Source organism: Paenibacillus sp. PAMC 26794 (assembly GCF_000316035.1).
Taxonomy (GTDB): Bacteria; Bacillota; Bacilli; order Paenibacillales; family Paenibacillaceae; genus Paenibacillus.
Map to the genome: position 1 here is coordinate 105,642 of NZ_ANHX01000029.1, position 17,168 is coordinate 122,809.

General features: G+C 46.1%; 15 protein-coding genes. 2 read left to right on the forward strand and 13 right to left on the reverse strand.

The annotated features are described in order from the left end of the window. Positions 1-250 precede the first annotated feature (250 nt). The 8 genes from D829_RS0114590 to leuB all read right to left on the reverse strand — a co-directional run bounded on the left by D829_RS0114590 (position 251) and on the right by leuB (position 9,035). Positions 251-1,207, reverse strand: coding sequence for an aldolase catalytic domain-containing protein (locus D829_RS0114590; protein WP_017689644.1), 957 nt, complete (start codon positions 1,205-1,207; stop codon positions 251-253). An 83-nt stretch (positions 1,208-1,290) separates the two neighbouring features. Next, entirely contained in the window at positions 1,291-2,604 is a 1,314-nt protein-coding gene (locus D829_RS0114595) for a DUF4129 domain-containing protein (protein WP_017689645.1), read from the reverse strand. Further along, positions 2,601-3,716: a DUF58 domain-containing protein gene (locus D829_RS0114600; RefSeq protein ID WP_017689646.1), complete on the reverse strand. Its 1,116-nt coding sequence runs from the start codon at positions 3,714-3,716 to the stop codon at positions 2,601-2,603. The genes D829_RS0114595 and D829_RS0114600 overlap by 4 nt, the downstream gene beginning before the upstream one ends. A gap of 4 nt (positions 3,717-3,720) precedes the next feature. After that, on the reverse strand, positions 3,721-4,686 hold the full coding sequence (locus D829_RS0114605) for a MoxR family ATPase (RefSeq protein ID WP_017689647.1): 966 nt from the start codon (positions 4,684-4,686) through the stop codon (positions 3,721-3,723). Between the two features lie 121 nt (positions 4,687-4,807). Beyond that, positions 4,808-5,914 carry a PAS domain-containing sensor histidine kinase gene (locus D829_RS0114610; RefSeq protein WP_017689648.1) on the reverse strand — a complete coding sequence of 369 codons (1,107 nt, stop codon included), beginning with the start codon at positions 5,912-5,914 and terminating at the stop codon, positions 4,808-4,810. Between the two features lie 446 nt (positions 5,915-6,360). Next, positions 6,361-6,777 carry a hypothetical protein gene (locus D829_RS0114620; protein WP_017689649.1) on the reverse strand — a complete coding sequence of 139 codons (417 nt, stop codon included), beginning with the start codon at positions 6,775-6,777 and terminating at the stop codon, positions 6,361-6,363. 355 nt (positions 6,778-7,132) lie between these two features. After that, complete coding sequence (locus D829_RS0114625; protein ID WP_017689650.1) at positions 7,133-7,672, reverse strand: peroxiredoxin; 540 nt, start codon at positions 7,670-7,672, stop codon at positions 7,133-7,135. Between the two features lie 277 nt (positions 7,673-7,949). Continuing rightward, positions 7,950-9,035 carry a 3-isopropylmalate dehydrogenase gene (gene leuB / locus D829_RS0114630; protein WP_017689651.1) on the reverse strand — a complete coding sequence of 362 codons (1,086 nt, stop codon included), beginning with the start codon at positions 9,033-9,035 and terminating at the stop codon, positions 7,950-7,952. Positions 9,036-9,272: 237 nt separating this feature from the next. Between leuB and D829_RS0114635 the strand changes: the two genes are divergently transcribed. Further along, positions 9,273-10,253 (forward strand): aldo/keto reductase, encoded by a 981-nt coding sequence (locus D829_RS0114635; protein WP_017689652.1) that lies wholly within the window; start codon positions 9,273-9,275, stop codon positions 10,251-10,253. A 179-nt stretch (positions 10,254-10,432) separates the two neighbouring features. Here D829_RS0114635 and D829_RS0114640 read toward each other — a convergent pair whose 3' ends face one another. The 4 genes from D829_RS0114640 to ilvB form a co-directional block, all read right to left on the reverse strand. Further along, the gene (locus D829_RS0114640; protein WP_017689653.1) at positions 10,433-11,974 is read right to left on the reverse strand and encodes a 2-isopropylmalate synthase; all 1,542 of its coding nucleotides are present in this window, start codon (positions 11,972-11,974) and stop codon (positions 10,433-10,435) included. Positions 11,975-12,112: 138 nt separating this feature from the next. Then, positions 12,113-13,105 carry a ketol-acid reductoisomerase gene (ilvC, locus tag D829_RS0114645; protein WP_017689654.1) on the reverse strand — a complete coding sequence of 331 codons (993 nt, stop codon included), beginning with the start codon at positions 13,103-13,105 and terminating at the stop codon, positions 12,113-12,115. Between the two features lie 263 nt (positions 13,106-13,368). Next, a complete protein-coding gene (gene ilvN, locus D829_RS0114650) occupies positions 13,369-13,851 on the reverse strand; it encodes an acetolactate synthase small subunit (RefSeq protein ID WP_017689655.1) in 483 nt (160 codons plus the stop codon). Next, the gene (gene ilvB, locus D829_RS0114655) at positions 13,848-15,599 is read right to left on the reverse strand and encodes a biosynthetic-type acetolactate synthase large subunit (RefSeq protein ID WP_017689656.1); all 1,752 of its coding nucleotides are present in this window, start codon (positions 15,597-15,599) and stop codon (positions 13,848-13,850) included. The genes ilvN and ilvB overlap by 4 nt, the downstream gene beginning before the upstream one ends. Before the next feature lie 604 nt (positions 15,600-16,203). Between ilvB and D829_RS0114660 the strand changes: the two genes are divergently transcribed. Beyond that, positions 16,204-16,647 (forward strand): GNAT family N-acetyltransferase, encoded by a 444-nt coding sequence (locus D829_RS0114660; RefSeq protein ID WP_026081178.1) that lies wholly within the window; start codon positions 16,204-16,206, stop codon positions 16,645-16,647. A gap of 6 nt (positions 16,648-16,653) precedes the next feature. Here the strand turns inward: D829_RS0114660 and D829_RS33225 are convergent, their stop codons facing one another. Continuing rightward, entirely contained in the window at positions 16,654-17,043 is a 390-nt protein-coding gene (locus tag D829_RS33225) for a hypothetical protein (RefSeq protein ID WP_017689658.1), read from the reverse strand. Between the last annotated feature and the right edge of the window lie 125 nt (positions 17,044-17,168).

Sequence of the window (17,168 nt, forward strand, 5' to 3'; positions counted from 1 at the left end):
ATTAACCAAACTTAACAGCTTACTACATGATTCGACAAAAAACATATTAACCAACGTTCAATTCACATGCATACACATGCTATCTGGTACATAATAACATTTAATTTTGTATACGTGAACTAAAAAATAGTTACTCCTAGGAATATTTATTCATAAATATAGAGAAAAACAAGGCATTAAGAACTAAAAAAACATGGATCTCCAGTTAGAGTCCATGTTTTCCTAATTTACAACTGTATTTCAGACTATATTACTTATCAAAATTCACTTCTGGTGTTGTTAATTTATCATAGAAATCAACAACCTTATCCTTGTCTTCCGATGAGCGAATCGCCATCGCTGAACGCGGATGCTCGTCCAACGCACCTGTGATCATGTAAGGCAGAATGTAACCCCATTCTTCTTTTTCTCTCAGTGGAACCATCAACTGTTCCAATACACCAAGTACTGGACGCAGATTGTATTTCGTTCCTTTCAGATGAGCTACCAGCAATTCGGTTGGGCAGTTACCTGCCGCACGTCCCATACCATACACAGAAGCATCAAGCAGTTCAACGCCAAGTTCCGCCGCAACCAATGTGTTAGAAAACGCAAGTTGCATATTATTATGTGTGTGAACACCAAGACGCTTGTTAGGCAAGTGAGTCTTGAACTTCTCCACCAGATATTTCACATCATTATGATCCAGACTGCCGTAAGAATCTACAATGTAAACCACATCTACGGAGCTTTCTTTGATCAATTCAAATGCTTCCAGCAATTCATTCTCCATAACATTGGAGAGTGCCATAATATTAAGTGTAGTTTCATATCCACGATCATGGAATGTTTGAACCAGTGCAAGTGCCTTGTCTACATCTTTGCTGTAGCAGGCAACCCGGATCAGATCCAGCATGCTCTCACTGCGAGGCAAGATATCATTTTCGTCCACACGACCTACGTCAACCAGTGCAGACAGTTTGGTATTGCCTTTTTGAGGAATAACTTTACGCAGGAAATCATCGTTCAGGAAACGCCATGGTCCTGCTTCCTCGGCGCCTTTAAGCAACTTCGGAGAGTTTTTATATCCAATTTCCATATAATCAACGCCAGCTTCATTCAATCCAGCATATAGCTGTTGAACAAAGTCCACGCTAAAGTCCCAATTATTCACCAATCCGCCATCACGGATCGTACAATCTACAATTTTGCAATGATTTGTCTTCATTAATGTCTGCTCCTTTTCTGACCAACTTGTGTATTCCTCTCATGATACTTGAACGTGACAAGAAAAGTAAAGGGATTCCGGACTTATTTACTTCGATAAGATCTCCAAATTCGGTCAATCTCAACCATATCGGAACGATCGGGAACTTTCTCTCCATAACGGACGGCATTATACGTATCTGGCAGTCTCGAAGACAGCTCATCTTCCTCTACCTTCACACCATTCTGAATAATGGTCTGTGCAGCCTCCAGCGGAGTGTGCGTCCCCTGTATTCCCACGCCTCGATGAGCAGCTCTTTCAATCCAAGTCCGATAGTAATACCGAACACGTTCAGCATCCTGTGCAGGTGGCGCTTCTTTCTTCCGAAACCAATTCTTTCGGACTTTTGCTGGCGCATCAAGCGTCTCACTGACATCGATATACTCCGTCCGTGGTTCTGCCTTCTTTTCACCTGGTTGTAACATCCCCTTGAATCGGTCCATAAGTCTGTTTATCGTTTTTTGTCCCAACCTCATAAGCAGCCACAGGATTGCTCCTGCTACAGCACACATCACTACCCATCCGAGGATGTTCCAGAAGACTGAGGGCTCGGATGGAGGCTCTCTCCAGTCATTCGGTATATTTAGCGGCTGATTGGGGTTGTCCATTGGTAATCGTGGCTCCTCGCCGGAAATCGGACCAAACCATCCCCTGATCCATGCGAGCAAGCGATCACGTAGCGGTCCCAGCCAGGCAGCCAGACTTGGGAAAGCACCAATCGCGACGATAACAATAAATATCCACATGAACCGCTGATGATTCGCACGTGCAAAATCTCTTAATACCAATCTTCTCTTGCCGTCATTGAGTATTGCCTGATCCAGTTGCAGCATATATCGTCCAACCAGCCAAAAGGCAAAGCTGATCACTCCGGCAATATAGATCCATAGGGTATAGGTTCGTATCGGCTGCATGAATTCCAACGAGTTCGAAGCAATCATAAGCACGATTGCACTGATTACACCCATAATCTGCAAGCGCCATAACAACACTGAATGAAAGACTGGCTTGAAGGTCAGACCTGCATAAGCCGAGATGACTCCACACAGTACCAATGTGATGATATCCGGCAACGGGAGAATAAGGCTCATCCCAACAACGAGTGCGAAGAGAAGTCCTATGACGAGTGCCGTTACTCCACGAATGAGTGTACTTTTCTCGCTAAAACCTGGAATTTTATGCTGAATGAACTGTCCTAACCAACCTACAAGAACAACCAGGATGAATAATGTGAACGGCAAATGTTCCATTGCGTAGAATGAAGCAAGCGTAAATATCGGGAAAAGGTATATGCCCGCCATCAAGACGGCAAGCATTGCTATGAGTCCTGTGGTCGTCGCTACCGGTCTGTTCCTCATGCACTCACCGCCTTCGTATTACCCTTCACGTCCTCTACCGGGAGAATCGTTACACGATGTCCTTGTTCGTGCAGACGTGCAATCTCCTGCTCCATAGCGGCAGATACATAGGATGTAATCAGCAGATAGCTGCGGATTTGCTGTGCTTCTTCATTCAGACGTACTTCATCATTCAGGAATTGCTCCATGGGCACCATGCATTTCAACTCTGTCTCAGCCATAGCTTCCAGTAACCGTTCCAGATGCGGGGTGCCATAATCCGGCTCAATCCGAAGTGTATCGCGGCCTCCACCCACATGATAGCCATTATGGGCGAAACCTGCCGGCAACCCTCTACCGATGGCATCCACTGCAGCCGTGGCAGCGTAACGAAGTGCCCGTTCAATCTTTTCCGGTCGAGTAACAACACTCCACATATCTGCAGATTCCTGAATGTTAACTACAATCCAGGATTGCGGATCAGCCGTCCATCCCTGCTTGTAGACTTGTAATTCACCTGTACGTGCACTCGCTTTCCAGTGAATACGATTCATGGGGTCGCCTGCACCATAAGGCCGAACACCCAGGATCAAGAAAGGATCTTCAACGATCCATCGTGATACTTCCACTTCTCCCTGCCATACCTGATAAATTGCAGGAAGATCCTCTGCATTCACTAATGAAGGATACACGATCATAGACATTTGCAAAGGAATCGGTTTGGTGGAACGCCACACACCAAAGAGATCCCCACCTGTCATCGTTGCTGTATTTAATGGATAAATCCCACGCTGAGTACATGTAAAAGGATGCTTGCGCGTAATACGGGTAAACGGTTTCAACGTAAAAATACTCTTATGGTTCTGATAGATTTCGCCTTGGCTAATATCCATACCTGAGTCGGAACGAAATACAAACGACACTGGCATCATCGATTCAAGTCTGAGCCACGGTACGGAGACTCGTTTCTCATTCGATATCGTCTCCACCATCTCAAGTTCATCTCCAGCGTAACAACGCAGCTTGCTGAATTGTCTGCTGTACTTGAGCTTTCGCAGTGCAGGTCGTCCAAACCACACACCATGTATAACAACGACAATGCCTCCAACAAGGACAAGCCATAATAATGCCATAAGATTAACGCCCGCTTGTAGCGAGATTCTCCGTAGGCACTTCTGTCTGATTCAGAAGTTCCTGGATGATACGCTCCGCCAAGCCCTCTTGTTGTCTGATCCGGTTACGAAACACAAGTCGGTGCGCCAGCACAGGTTCCGCCAGTACTTTAATATCATCAGGCAAAACAAAGTCTCTGCCATGCAGTGCAGCCCATGCCTGACTTGCCTTGAGTAATGCCTGAGCCCCTCGTGGACTTACGCCAAGCGAGAGCTCGGGATGTTGCCTTGTCGCTTCGGTTAACTGAATGATATATCGTAGCAAATCTTCGTTGATTTGCACTGTTTTATACGTATCCTGTGCCTTCAAAAGTTCTTCACGACTGATCACTGCCGAGAGATCATCAACAGAACGACTGGCTACCGTACGTCTCAAAATTTCTACACTCTCTTCACTGCTTGGATAACCCATGCGAATTTTCATCATAAAACGATCCATCTGCGCTTCAGGTAGTGGAAAAGTTCCCTGGTTATCTACAGGATTCTGGGTGGCGATAACGATGAATGGCCGTTCCAGCTGTCTCGTTGAACCGTCGATACTGATCTGGCGCTCTTCCATGCACTCCAGCAAACTTGATTGGGTACGCGGTGTAGCCCGATTAATCTCATCGGCAAGTACAAGATTGGCAAACAAGGGGCCGGGTCGGAATTCAAAATCCCCTTCTTTTTGATTAAAAAAATGAATCCCTGTTAAGTCAGAGGGCAGCAAGTCCGGTGTAAACTGTATCCGTTGGAATGTGCAGTCCAATGAAGAGGCTACCGATTTGGCAAGCATCGTTTTCCCGGTACCCGGTACATCCTCCAGCAGCACATGTCCTGACGCTATGATCGCTGTCATCACCAGCTCTATGGTATGCTCTTTTCCCACAATCACTTTTCCCACGTGATCCATCAATTGTTGATTCATTCGTTCCATTCCCTGGATTTCCATCTGCATCTCATCCTTCCGTTATGGAGCTTATGTATTCGCATTCATTACTAACTATAACCCTTATTGGCAACATAAAACAAAGGAGTTGGCAAATGGCCAACTCCTCGACTCCCCGCTTTTCTCAATATACCAAGGGTAACATAATTATAAACCGCGTGCCTTCGCCCTTTTTGCTATCCACAGAGATGGTGCCTCCATGGTTCTTGATGATTCGGTAACTCACCGAAAGTCCAAGCCCCGTTCCGCTCTCCTTGGTCGTGAAGAATGGATCAAACAGACGTACAAGCGTGTTATGGTCCATCCCATGACCGTTATCCGCGATGGAGATCTGCACGAACTTGTTTTCCGTGGCGGTAGATATTCGAATTAGACCCGTATGTTCTTCGCCGACTTCCTCAATGGCATCCATTGCGTTTTTCACCATATTCAAAATAACCTGCTTAATCTGTTTGACATCAATGGATACATTCAGTGGGGCATTCCCTTCATCCAGTACGATCTCGCATCCCTTCATCAAACCTTCGCTTTCGGTCAGCAAGACCACCTCTTTGAGCAAAGAGTCGACGGACATCACGGTCTTCTGTGGAGCTGACGGTTTGGAAGAATTCAAAAATTCGTAGATGATGTCATTCGCCCGATCAATCTCCGTCAGTATGATTCGAGCGTACTCGTCTTTGCCGAGCTGCAGCAAATGGGGCCTGAGCAGTTGGATGAACCCACGGATTGCAGTCAACGGATTACGAATTTCATGAGCAATAGATGCTGAAATTCGCCCCAGCATCGCAAGTTTGTCATTTTGATAAGCGGTCTGTTCAATTTGTTTATAATCAGATACATCTTTGACGCTGAACAAGAAGTCGCCATCCATCTGATCACCGTACGTCACAGTAACCAGCCAATGCCTTCCGTATTCATCAATCAACTCATGATAGCGCTTACGGTGAAAAATAGTTTCCCGATAGATACGTAAAATTTTCTTTTTCTTGAATCGGCTCATCTGCGGATGATGCAGCATTTGCATCAGGGTGCAGCCGCTCAACAGACTTCGTGGAAGCTCCAACAACTTTGCCATCTGAACGTTAATAAACGTCAATACACCGTGACTGTCAAACAACATAATACCGCTATCCAGATGTTCCAGTACATTCTCGTACTTGTTGTTATCCAGATGCACAGGCGGGAATCCATCCGTTGGTTGAGGCACTGTATCCTGAAATTCACTAATCATGTCAGGTTCCTCCTTTTCACGTAAATGATAAACTTGCCATTCGGACATCATATCATCACAGAAACAGGAAGGGCCGATTTTATTTTTCATTACCGGTGCCCTTTCGTTGGGGGGCTGAGCCGAAAATATGGATGGCATGGCCGGAACTCAAGCTGGTCTATTCCCGGTAACCAACAGTCGATCCGGAAAATCATATACGTTTGTCCCATTCTGACCTTCTCCTATTCCCAAACACGAACATTTTTTGCTCCGCCTCTTTGCAAGTCTGTTTTTATCATAGACAAGTTTATAGAAGAGAGTCAATCGGAGAAAGTGTCGAATGGAAATTATTTTAAAAAAAACCTCGAATTAGTTCCATAACAACGCACAAAAACGAAGCCGTTTCACCCCATAGGCAAATCAGCTTCGTTTTTAATATCTTTAATTTGTGATATATCCGAGATCATCTATAGTCCGGTCTTATTATGCTGAATTTTCAGTCTGCGCTGACTCATCACAGCTAATCGACGTTTAAGTTCGCTTTCCCACTTCTCGTCTTTGGTTTCCTTGGCGAGCCTGAGCAAATCCAGAGCCATATCAATCTGGCGCTGCACAATGACCATGGCATCCTCACTCTCACGGTTTACACAGTTTTCAAAAATCGCATCCTCATCTTCTGTAACATAATCTTGAAAGTCGATCTCGGATGCACCGTCTCCATGCGCATATTCAGCCAGAATTTCGTATTCATTTTCCACTTTATAATGCACCTCAACCCGATGACACACCGGGCAAAACAGCAGGGGAACATTATGAACCTGGGTGCGGTAATGTTTCAGCGTGCCCTTCGTTCCAACCATACTTGCCCCACAACAGTAACTCATTTTTGTTCACCCTCCTTATTACGTGCCGGGACTTTTTTGTTAAAATGCCATCCCGTACACTTCCAGCACTTCCGAAAAGGAATAGTTCCATCAGTGTATCACATTCATGTACAGATTATAAATGCAGAGCACCGGAATATTTACCGGGTTTCCATACCCTATTCGCCTTGAAGGCCATCAATTCCTCTTTCAACAGATAAAAAGAAGACTTTCTTCTAATATATTATTAACACGCTTAGCTGCTTGTTCAAACACTTTTGATTAACTTCGTGATAACTTCCGGCAAAAGGGTGCAAAAAGCCCTCAATCCCTAACGGGATGAGGGCTTGAACAAAAACCGTTCAAGTTAACCTGCTTACAGGTTAGTGTCGCCTGGTTTCCAGTTCATTGCACACAATCCGCCGGATTGCAGTGCTTGCAGTACGCGAAGTGTTTCTTCAACACTACGGCCCACATCGTTGTGGTTAACCACTTGATATTTCAATTCGCCTTCTGGATCGATGATGAACAGACCGCGCAATGCTATGCCTTCTTCTTCGATCAGAATGCCGTAATCTTTAGCCACTTGCTTCGTGATGTCGGAAGCCAGCGGGAAGTTCAATTGACCCAGACCATTGCTGTCAACAGGTGTGTTGATCCATGCTTTGTGGCTGTGTACGGAGTCTACACTCACGCCAAGGATTTCTGTATCCAAAGCTTTGAATTGCTCAGAAGCAACGCTCAAAGCTGTAATTTCAGTTGGGCACACAAATGTGAAGTCCAAAGGATAAAAGAAGAATACAAGCCATTTGCCACGATAATCGGACAGTTTAACGGAACCAAAGTCTTGTCCATCTCCCGATACTGTTTCCATTGCGAAATCCGGTGCTGGTCTACCTACCAAACGTTCTGCCATAACTAAAAATTCCTCCTTTGGGATTATGTAAGCATCCTTGCGGATTGCTCATCATCAAGAAAAACGCGTACGCTTTTCCTGTAATTAAAATGATTTGAACCTTGATAACAAGTACAAGTAAAATGTTATCATCCGGACTTCCCAAAGTCAAGATTATAAACATTATTTTTTTATAATCATTATAAATAAGGATTTTTCGTGGCAAAAATGACAAAGGAACAGCCCTCTGTACATTCCATAACTGGAAACAAAGGGCTGCCTGTAGTTGGTAATATAATTACGCCTGTTTCTGAATAGCCGCCACGATCAAATCGCCCATTTCGGTCGTGCTGATCGCTGTGCTCTTGTCTACAGCAATATCACTCGTGCGGTGTCCTGCGTTCAATACATCCGACACAGCTGCTTCAATAGCATCCGCACCTTCTGCATAACCAAAGGTTGTACGGAACATCAACGCCAAAGAGAGAATAGTTGCAATCGGATTAGCGAGGCCTTGACCTGCGATATCCGGTGCGGAACCGTGTACCGGTTCATAGAGGCCAAAGCTGCCCTCTCCCAGTGATGCAGATGCGAGCATACCGATGGAACCTGTCAACATCGCTGCTTCATCACTCAAGATATCTCCGAACATGTTTTCCGTTACGATGACATCGAAGCTGGACGGACGACGCAGCAATTGCATCGCGCAATTGTCTACCAGTACATGCTCCAGTTCAACATCCGGATAATCCGGTGCTACCCGGTTCACGACTTCACGCCAGAGACGGGAAGTTTCCAATACGTTGGCTTTGTCTACCGAAGCCAGCTTTTTGCGACGTCCTTGCGCAATTTCGAATGCCTGACGAACGATCCGCTCCACTTCTGTTACATTATATGCACATGTATCTACAGCCTCTTCGCCCTGTGCACTTTCACGTCTGAATTTCTCACCGAAGTAGATCCCACCTGTCAATTCACGAACCACCATCAGATCTGTACCTTCCAGTACTTCAGGCTTCAGAGTTGAAGCATCCTTCAAGCAATCAAATACGACAGCCGGACGCAAGTTGGAGAACAATCCAAGTGCTTTGCGAATACCCAGCAGGCCTGTTTCCGGGCGAAGCTCCTTGCTGTTGTTATCCCATTTTGGACCGCCAACCGCTCCAAGCAGGACTGCATCTGCACTTTTACATACGCTCAGTGTTTCTTCAGGAAGGGGTGTACCCTTCTCATCAATTGCGATTCCGCCAAACAGCGCATGCTCTGTCTCAAAACGATAACCGAATACTTCCTCCGTACGTTTAAGAACTTTCTCAGCCTCAGCTACGACTTCAGGCCCGATTCCGTCACCTGCAATAACTGCAATTTTTTTCACGTCTGCCATTGGGTTGTCCACTCCTTATATTTCATTCATTAATTATTCATAAAGTAACGTCTCATATTAAATCTCTCTTTTGTATCATATTCCAAGGAAGGTCATTTGACCAAGATATACAATCTATGACTTTAATAGATTTTACCTATAAGCCAATAGAGATTGGCCTTTCCAAGTTGTTCTGACCTCCCCGCTGGGTTAGAATATAGCTGAATTCAAATCAGGTACGCAGGAGGGATAAGCAACATGCAATATTCGTATTTGGGTAAATCAGGCCTCAAGGTCAGCCGAATCTGTCTCGGTACCATGAATTTCGGGCCTGCTACAGATGAAAAAGAAGCTTTCCGCATTATGGACGCAGCACTCGATGCAGGCGTGAACTTTTTTGATACCGCTAACATCTACGGTTGGGGTGAAAATTCCGGTCTTACCGAAGAAATTATCGGACGTTGGTTCAACCAGGGTGGTGGCAGACGTGAGAAAGTGGTTCTGGCCACCAAAGTATATGGCTCCATGCATGATGATACAGATGGTCCCAACAACGAAGCTGGCCTCTCCGCCTACAAAATCAGACGGCATCTGGAAGGTTCCCTCCGCCGCTTACAGACCGATCATATCGAGCTATACCAGATGCATCATGTAGACTCTGCCATATCATGGGACGAGCTGTGGGGTTCGTTCGAGAATGCCGTTCATCAGGGTAAAATCGGTTATGTAGGATCGAGTAACTTTGCTGCATGGCAGATTGCAATCGCTCAAAGCGAAGCCAAGAATCGTCATTTCCTCGGCCTGGTTTCCGAACAACATAAATATAGTCTCAACTGTCGTTTGCCTGAGTTGGAAGTACTGCCCGCTGCCAAAGAGCTGGGCCTCGGCGTCATTCCATGGAGTCCACTGGATGGTGGATTACTGGGACGAAACGCTCTGCAGAAGCTGGAAGGAACACGCAGCGGAGGCATCGCTGGACGGATCGAGCAGCAACAAACTCAGCTTGAAGACTTTGCCGCACTGTGTCGTGATCTCGGTGAACCACAGGATACGGTGGCTTTGGCATGGGTTGCAGCCAATCCGGCAGTGACCGCCCCGATTATCGGACCGCGTACGCTGGAGCAGTTTGAGACCGCACTCAAATGTCTGGACGTGACTTTGGATGAAGCCGTGCTCAAACGTCTGGATGAGATTTTCCCGGGTCCAGGTGGACATGCACCTAATGCATACGCGTGGTAATAGCTTGATAGTGTAAGCCAATGCAATAGTTAACCATAGAAAATGTAATGTGTTTTACTGCCATAATCATATAAAATACAAGCAAAAGAGTCTGACCCCTCCACAGGAGAGTCAGACTCTTTACGTCCCTCACTAAACGTAACAAAGCAGGTCGAAGTGCGTGCTTCTTGCATAGGAGCCTACAGGTTAACGTTTACACGGTTCGTATATGTCTTGCGCTTCTCAATCAATTGATTCAGGCCGTCTACATAGGCACGTGCACTTGCACCCAATATATCTGTGCTTACGCCACGTCCTTGTACCGAAACCTGATTCTGAGTCAGCACAACATGTACTTCACCCAATGCATCTTTACCATGCGTTACCGATTTGATGGAGTAGTCAGACAACGTTACGTCTTCCCCACTCACTTGGTCAATCGCATTGTAGATTGCATCTACCGATCCGTTACCCTCTGCTTGCTTCTCAAGCGTATCCCCGTCAAGCGTTGCAATGCGGACTTTGGCCGTTGGTACCGATTCATCCCCGTACGTTACGAAGATGGATTCCAGTTTATACACCTCAGGTGCATCCTGCAATTTCTCTTCAATTACGGCAAGCAGATCTTCGTCAGTAACTTCTTTTTTCTTATCAGCCAGATCTTTGAACTGGGCGAAAGCCCGATTTAATGCTTCTTCTTCCAGCTCATATCCCAGATCAATCAACCGTTCACGGAAGGCATGACGACCAGAATGTTTACCCAGTACAAGCTTACTTTCCTTCAGACCGATGGACTCTGGAGTCATAATCTCATACGTTGTTTTTTCCTTCAGCATGCCATCCTGGTGAATGCCGGATTCATGTGCGAAGGCATTTGCCCCAACAATGGCTTTGTTTCCAGGCACAACCATACCTGTCAAACGACTAACCAAACGACTGGTCCGTGCAATTTCAGACAACTGCAGCGATGTTTTCGCCTGAAAAAATTCCTGACGTGTCTCCAGTGCCATAGCAATTTCTTCGATCGCCGTGTTTCCGGCACGTTCACCAATGCCATTGATCGTACCTTCGATCTGATCGGCTCCGTTGAGAATGGCTGCAAGTGTATTGGCCGTCGCCATACCCAAGTCATTATGACAGTGGGCACTCAGCTGTACCTTTTCAATACCGTGTACATTCTCCTTGAGATGTTTGAAAATGTTTCCGTATTCATATGGGCTCAGGTAACCAACCGTATCCGGAATATTCACGACCGCTGCACCTTCTTCAACAGCCATATTCACCATTTCCACGAGGAAATCATACTCGGTACGACCTGCATCCTCAAGTGAGAATTCAATCTTCGAGAATGTTTTCTTTGCATAACGAATCGCGGAACGAGCTGTATCCAGTACCTGCGCTTTGTCCATGCGCAATTTATGTTGGCGGTGAATAGGTGAAGTTGCCAGGAAAACGTGAATGCACGGGTCCTGTGCACCTTTAAGTGCTTCCTTAACCGCATCAATGTCTTGCTCTCTGGAACGGGACAAGCCAATTACAGTCACATTTTTGACCGCATTTGCTACTGCATTGACAGCTGCCAGATCACCTGGAGATGCCGCCGGGAAACCAGCTTCCATCCGGTCAATGCCAAGCCGCTCGAGCTGATGGGCAATTTCCACCTTTTCACGAGTGTTCAGATTGACTCCCGGGGATTGCTCTCCATCACGCAGCGTTGTGTCAAATACATAGATTTTACGCACGCTTCGCACCTCCTGTACTTGTAATATATTGTTTCTCTGACCAGCAATAGCGGCTCACGCATAAGCACGGCCGCTATTCCCAGTTAAAGCTCTAAGTTTACTTGAATACCTTAAAGTACATGTTCAAAAAGTTAATGCTTACTTCTTGATCCAGTGCATCATCTCACGCAATTGTCCGCCAACCACTTCAATTGGGTGTTCAGCTTCGTTACGACGAGTTGCTGTCAAGAATGCACGGCCAGATTGGTTCTCCAGAATGAAGTCGCGTGCGAATTTACCTTGTTGGATATCCGTCAGCACTTCTTTCATTGCTTTCTTCGTATCTTCAGTTACAATGCGAGGTCCAGTTACATAGTCACCGTACTCCGCTGTGTTACTGATGGAATCACGCATACTTGCGAGTCCGCCTTCATACATCATGTCAACGATCAACTTCAGTTCGTGCAGACATTCGAAGTATGCCATTTCAGGAGCGTAACCCGCTTCTGTCAATGTTTCGAATCCAGCTTTTACCAATGCACTCACGCCACCACACAGAACAGCTTGCTCACCGAACAGATCTGTTTCTGTTTCTTCACGGAAGGAAGTTTCGATAACCCCTGCGCGTGTACAACCGATACCTTTAGCATAAGCCAAACCGATTTCTTTTGCTTTACCCGTTGCATCTTGCTCGATCGCGATCAGGCCCGGTACACCAAAACCTTCCACGTAAGTACGACGTACCATGTGACCAGGGGACTTAGGAGCTACCAGCAATACATCGCTGTTTTTTGGAGCAACGATTTGACCGAAATGAACGTTGAAACCGTGTGAGAAGAGCAATGCAGCGCCTTCTTTCAGGTTTGGTTCGATTTCGTTTTTGTATACAGAAGCTTGAGTTTCGTCAGGCAGCAAGATTTGAACTACATCTGCGCGGCTTGTTGCTTCAGCCGGGGACAGAACTTCAAATCCGTCATTTTTTGCAGTGTCGAAGGATTTACCTTCACGAAGTCCGATGACTACGTTCAATCCGCTATCACGAAGGTTTTGGGCTTGGGCGTGGCCCTGGCTACCATAACCGATTACCGCGATCGTTTTTCCTTTCAATACGTTAAGCTCTGCATCTTGTTCATAATAAGTAGTTACTGGCATGTTTATAAGTCCTCCTTTGTATTGTAAAGAACCCTTCATTAATGAGCGGGTGTCTCAATGGACCGGCTCGTTTGTAGTGTCGAAAGCGTCTCTGGTCTGATCCGATCCGTTCAGACACCCGCCCATTAATGCGGGAATGTAGCTATCTTTTCAAGCGTTACATCACTAAAATGTTACCTTACAGCTTATAAGGGACTGACACTCTCACATAAGATCAACTATATATGTTAGCTAACCGTCGCCCCTTTTTATTCATTATAACCTTATACGTTGCCGCGTACCAATGCAGTTATGCCTGTACGTGACAATTCGCGAATGCCGTATGGCTTGAGCAATTCAATCATCGCATCAATTTTGTCCGTATCTCCGACTACCTGCACAATCAGGCTGCCCGGACCAACATCTACAACGGATGCGCGGAATGTTTCTACCACACCCAGAATTTCAGGACGCTCGGAAGGCTCAGCTTTCACTTTAATCAAAGCGAGTTCACGGGCTACCATCGGTTTCAGGCTGAAATCAACCACTTTAATAACATCGATGATTTTGTACAATTGTTTCTCAATCTGCTCCAGCGTTTTATCGTCACCAATGGTGACAATAACCATCCGGGAGAGTCCAGGTTCTTCCGACTGACCTACTGTAATACTCTCAATGTTATATCCGCGTCGACCGAACAACCCTGATACACGCTGAAGGACGCCTGGCTGATCGTTTACCAATATTGAAATCGTATGTCTAATCATTCGTCAGCATCCCCCATCAGCATTTGATCAATTGTTGCTCCCTGCGGAACCATTGGGTAAACATTTTCATCCTTGCGTACTACGAATTCTACAACGACTGGTCCTGGTGTATCCAAAGCTTCCTGCCAAGCACGCGCTGCTTCTTCTTTATTCGTTGCACGCAATCCTTTCACGCCATATGCTTCAGCCAGTTTTACAAAATCAGGACTTCCTGCCAGATCAATGTGGCTGTAACGGTTCTCATAGATGAGTTCCTGCCATTGGCGAACCATTCCAAGTACCTGATTGTTAATGATCACAATTTTTACCGGTATATTGTTAATGGCACAGATTGCGAGTTCTTGGGAACACATCTGCATTCCACCGTCACCGTTAATGGAGATAACGAGTCTGTCCGGATTGGCCATCTGAGCACCAATGGCAGAAGGGAATCCAAAGCCCATCGTTCCGAGACCACCCGATGTTACCCATGAACGTGGTTGATTAAACTTGTAATATTGTGCCGCCCACATCTGATGTTGTCCCACATCCGTAGTCACAATCGCTTCACCTTTGGTTGTATCATTCAACATTTCAACAACCCACTGCGGTTTCAGCACTTCGTCTGAATCCGTATAGCTGTATGGCTTCTCTTGTTTCCACTGTTTGATCTGGTCTCTCCATGCATCTGCACGCTCTGCACGCCCAACTTCTTTGTTGGCTATTTCAAGTACGGTCTTCACATCACCAACGATTGGAATATCGGTTGCAATGTTTTTACCAATCTCAGCCGGATCAATATCGATATGAACGATTTTGGCATGTGGAGCGAATCCGTCCAGCTTGCCTGTTACCCGATCATCGAATCGTGCGCCGATACTAATCAGCAGATCCGACTGTTGGATGGCCAGGTTGGATGTGTATGTTCCGTGCATTCCTGGCATCCCTGTCCATAGTTCATGCCCACTTGGGAATGCACCAAGCCCCAGAAGGGTTGTCGTAATCGGAATGCCTGTCTTCTCAACAAACTCGAACAGTTCTTCATGTCCTCCCGAGTATACCACACCGCCACCAGCCAGAATCATTGGACGTTCTGCTTCCTGAATGGCCTGAGCCAAACGGTCAACCTGCAGTTTGTTTGGTACTGTCCGTGGATTGTACCCTCTTAATGTAACAGGTTCAGTACTCGGTTCAAACAAGGTTTTGTTGGCTGAGACATCTTTCGGAATGTCTATCAGTACAGGACCTTTACGGCCGGTGTTGGCAATATGGAATGCCTCATGAATGATACTCGACAAATCCTTAACATCTTTCACCAGATAGCTGTGTTTGGTGATTGGCATTGTAATCCCGGTAATATCCGCTTCCTGGAAAGCATCCGAGCCGATCAGGCTGGAATTAACATTTCCCGTAATGACAACCAGCGGCACAGAATCCATATATGCCGTGGCTATTCCAGTAACCAGATTGGTTGCTCCTGGCCCGGAGGTAGCGATACAAACACCAACTTTGCCGCTTGCACGTGCATATCCGTCAGCTGCATGAATTGCGCCTTGTTCGTGACGGGTTAAGACGTGTTTGAAATCCTCGAAACCATACATTGCATCGTAAATGTACAACACTGCGCCACCCGGGTAACCAAATACGCAATCCACACCTTCAAGCAACAAGCTTCTCAGCAGAATCTCGGAACCGCTAATGACCTCCGGCTTCATCCATTTTTCACGTAATTCATCTGTCGATCGTACTTCTGGAATTTGAGCTCCCATTAGTCATCCTCCTCTCGGAATTTACACCATTCTGACATTTAAAGTTACAAAAAAAACCTTCCATCCCCTGCAAACAAGTTCATGCTTGCGAGGGACGAAAGGTTATCGCTTCCGTGGTACCACCCAACTTTGTCCGAAATTTCGCAATAACGGACCTTACCAGGTACAACAAAACGAATAGCTCAAACGAACATAGTCGTTTCCCATACCTGTTGTCTGTAACGCAGACATACGATTTTCCCTAATACGCGAAAGGAGTGACATCCAGTGCTTTTCAGGAAAACAGCTCCGAGGTGAGCTCGTATATAAGGGATAATGGTGGTGGTTTCAGCAATTCCAGCCACTCTCTGAGCAAAAGAGCCCTTAAAACTTCGTCCTCTTCATAGCCGATGAAATATTCTCGTTAAATGTTAGGAACATTATATGATTCCTCCAACCGATAAGTCAATACCTGTTTTGCATAAAAATTCAGAGAACCTTCCTTCCTCCCTCTTCAGCCTATAAGGTTGCCCTAATCCCAGCGCTTCATTCAGTCACCTTTTATCTTGCTTCGGGCATAGGATATACGAGCAGCATGACTGGTCCTGAAAGGAGGCTCCACATGGTGATTCGGCAACGCACATCCAAGCTGGATGATGGCGCCATCATGAAGCTGATTGACACTCAACTTGTTCCTTTATCCCATATGAGCGAAAAGGAAATTAATAAAATCCGCAAAGAAATACCCCTGCGAATGAACAGGGGCATGACCTTTGTTGTCTCGCCAGAGCCAGACAAAGCTGCTGTGGCATTCATCCATTTTCTCATGCATGGGGAATTGCTCTATGTCGATATGATGGCCGTTAGTCCGAAAGAACAACGCAAACGTTACGGGCAAACTTTGTTGCTCAAAGCAGAGAGCTTTGCGTCATCGCGGGGTTGTCGAAGATCTAAAGTGATGGTGGATGAGGGCAATACCAAAGGGCTTCAGTTTTATCAAAAAAATGGATACAGCGCGATTCGATACATCATGATAAGCCGCTGCTACGAATTGGAAAAAACATTATAGAATGTCCTAGAAAAATCCTGGTGGGCGTGGACCTGGACCATAAGGACCGAATCCAGGACCAGGTCCATATCCGCCACCAGGTCCTCCAGGTCCATATCCCGGTCCGTAGCCTGGACCATATCCAGGTCCTGGTTTCGGTCCAGGTCCAAAGCCGGGGCCGAATCCGGCACCCTGTCCATAAGCATAAGGCAGTGTAGCAATAGCGAGCAGATCAAACAATACTAGTGGTAAAATCGCTTTTGTACGTACTTTTTTGCCATTCAGACGCTTCAGTACCAGTTTATTGCCCGATACTTTCAACAGCTTTCCCGTAACCCGAGTGCCGTCTTTTTTGATTGCAACAATATTTTTGCCTATTAATTTCATCGCTTCATCACGCGTAACTTGTTGTTTCATACTTTCCCCTCCTCCTCGGATCGTTCAAAACAGTGTATTCGTCCATCACTGAATTCGCCTGTTTCTTTGTCCCTACCTGAAAATATGGGTATCCGCACGAGAACCAAAGTAAACGTGAAAAAGTG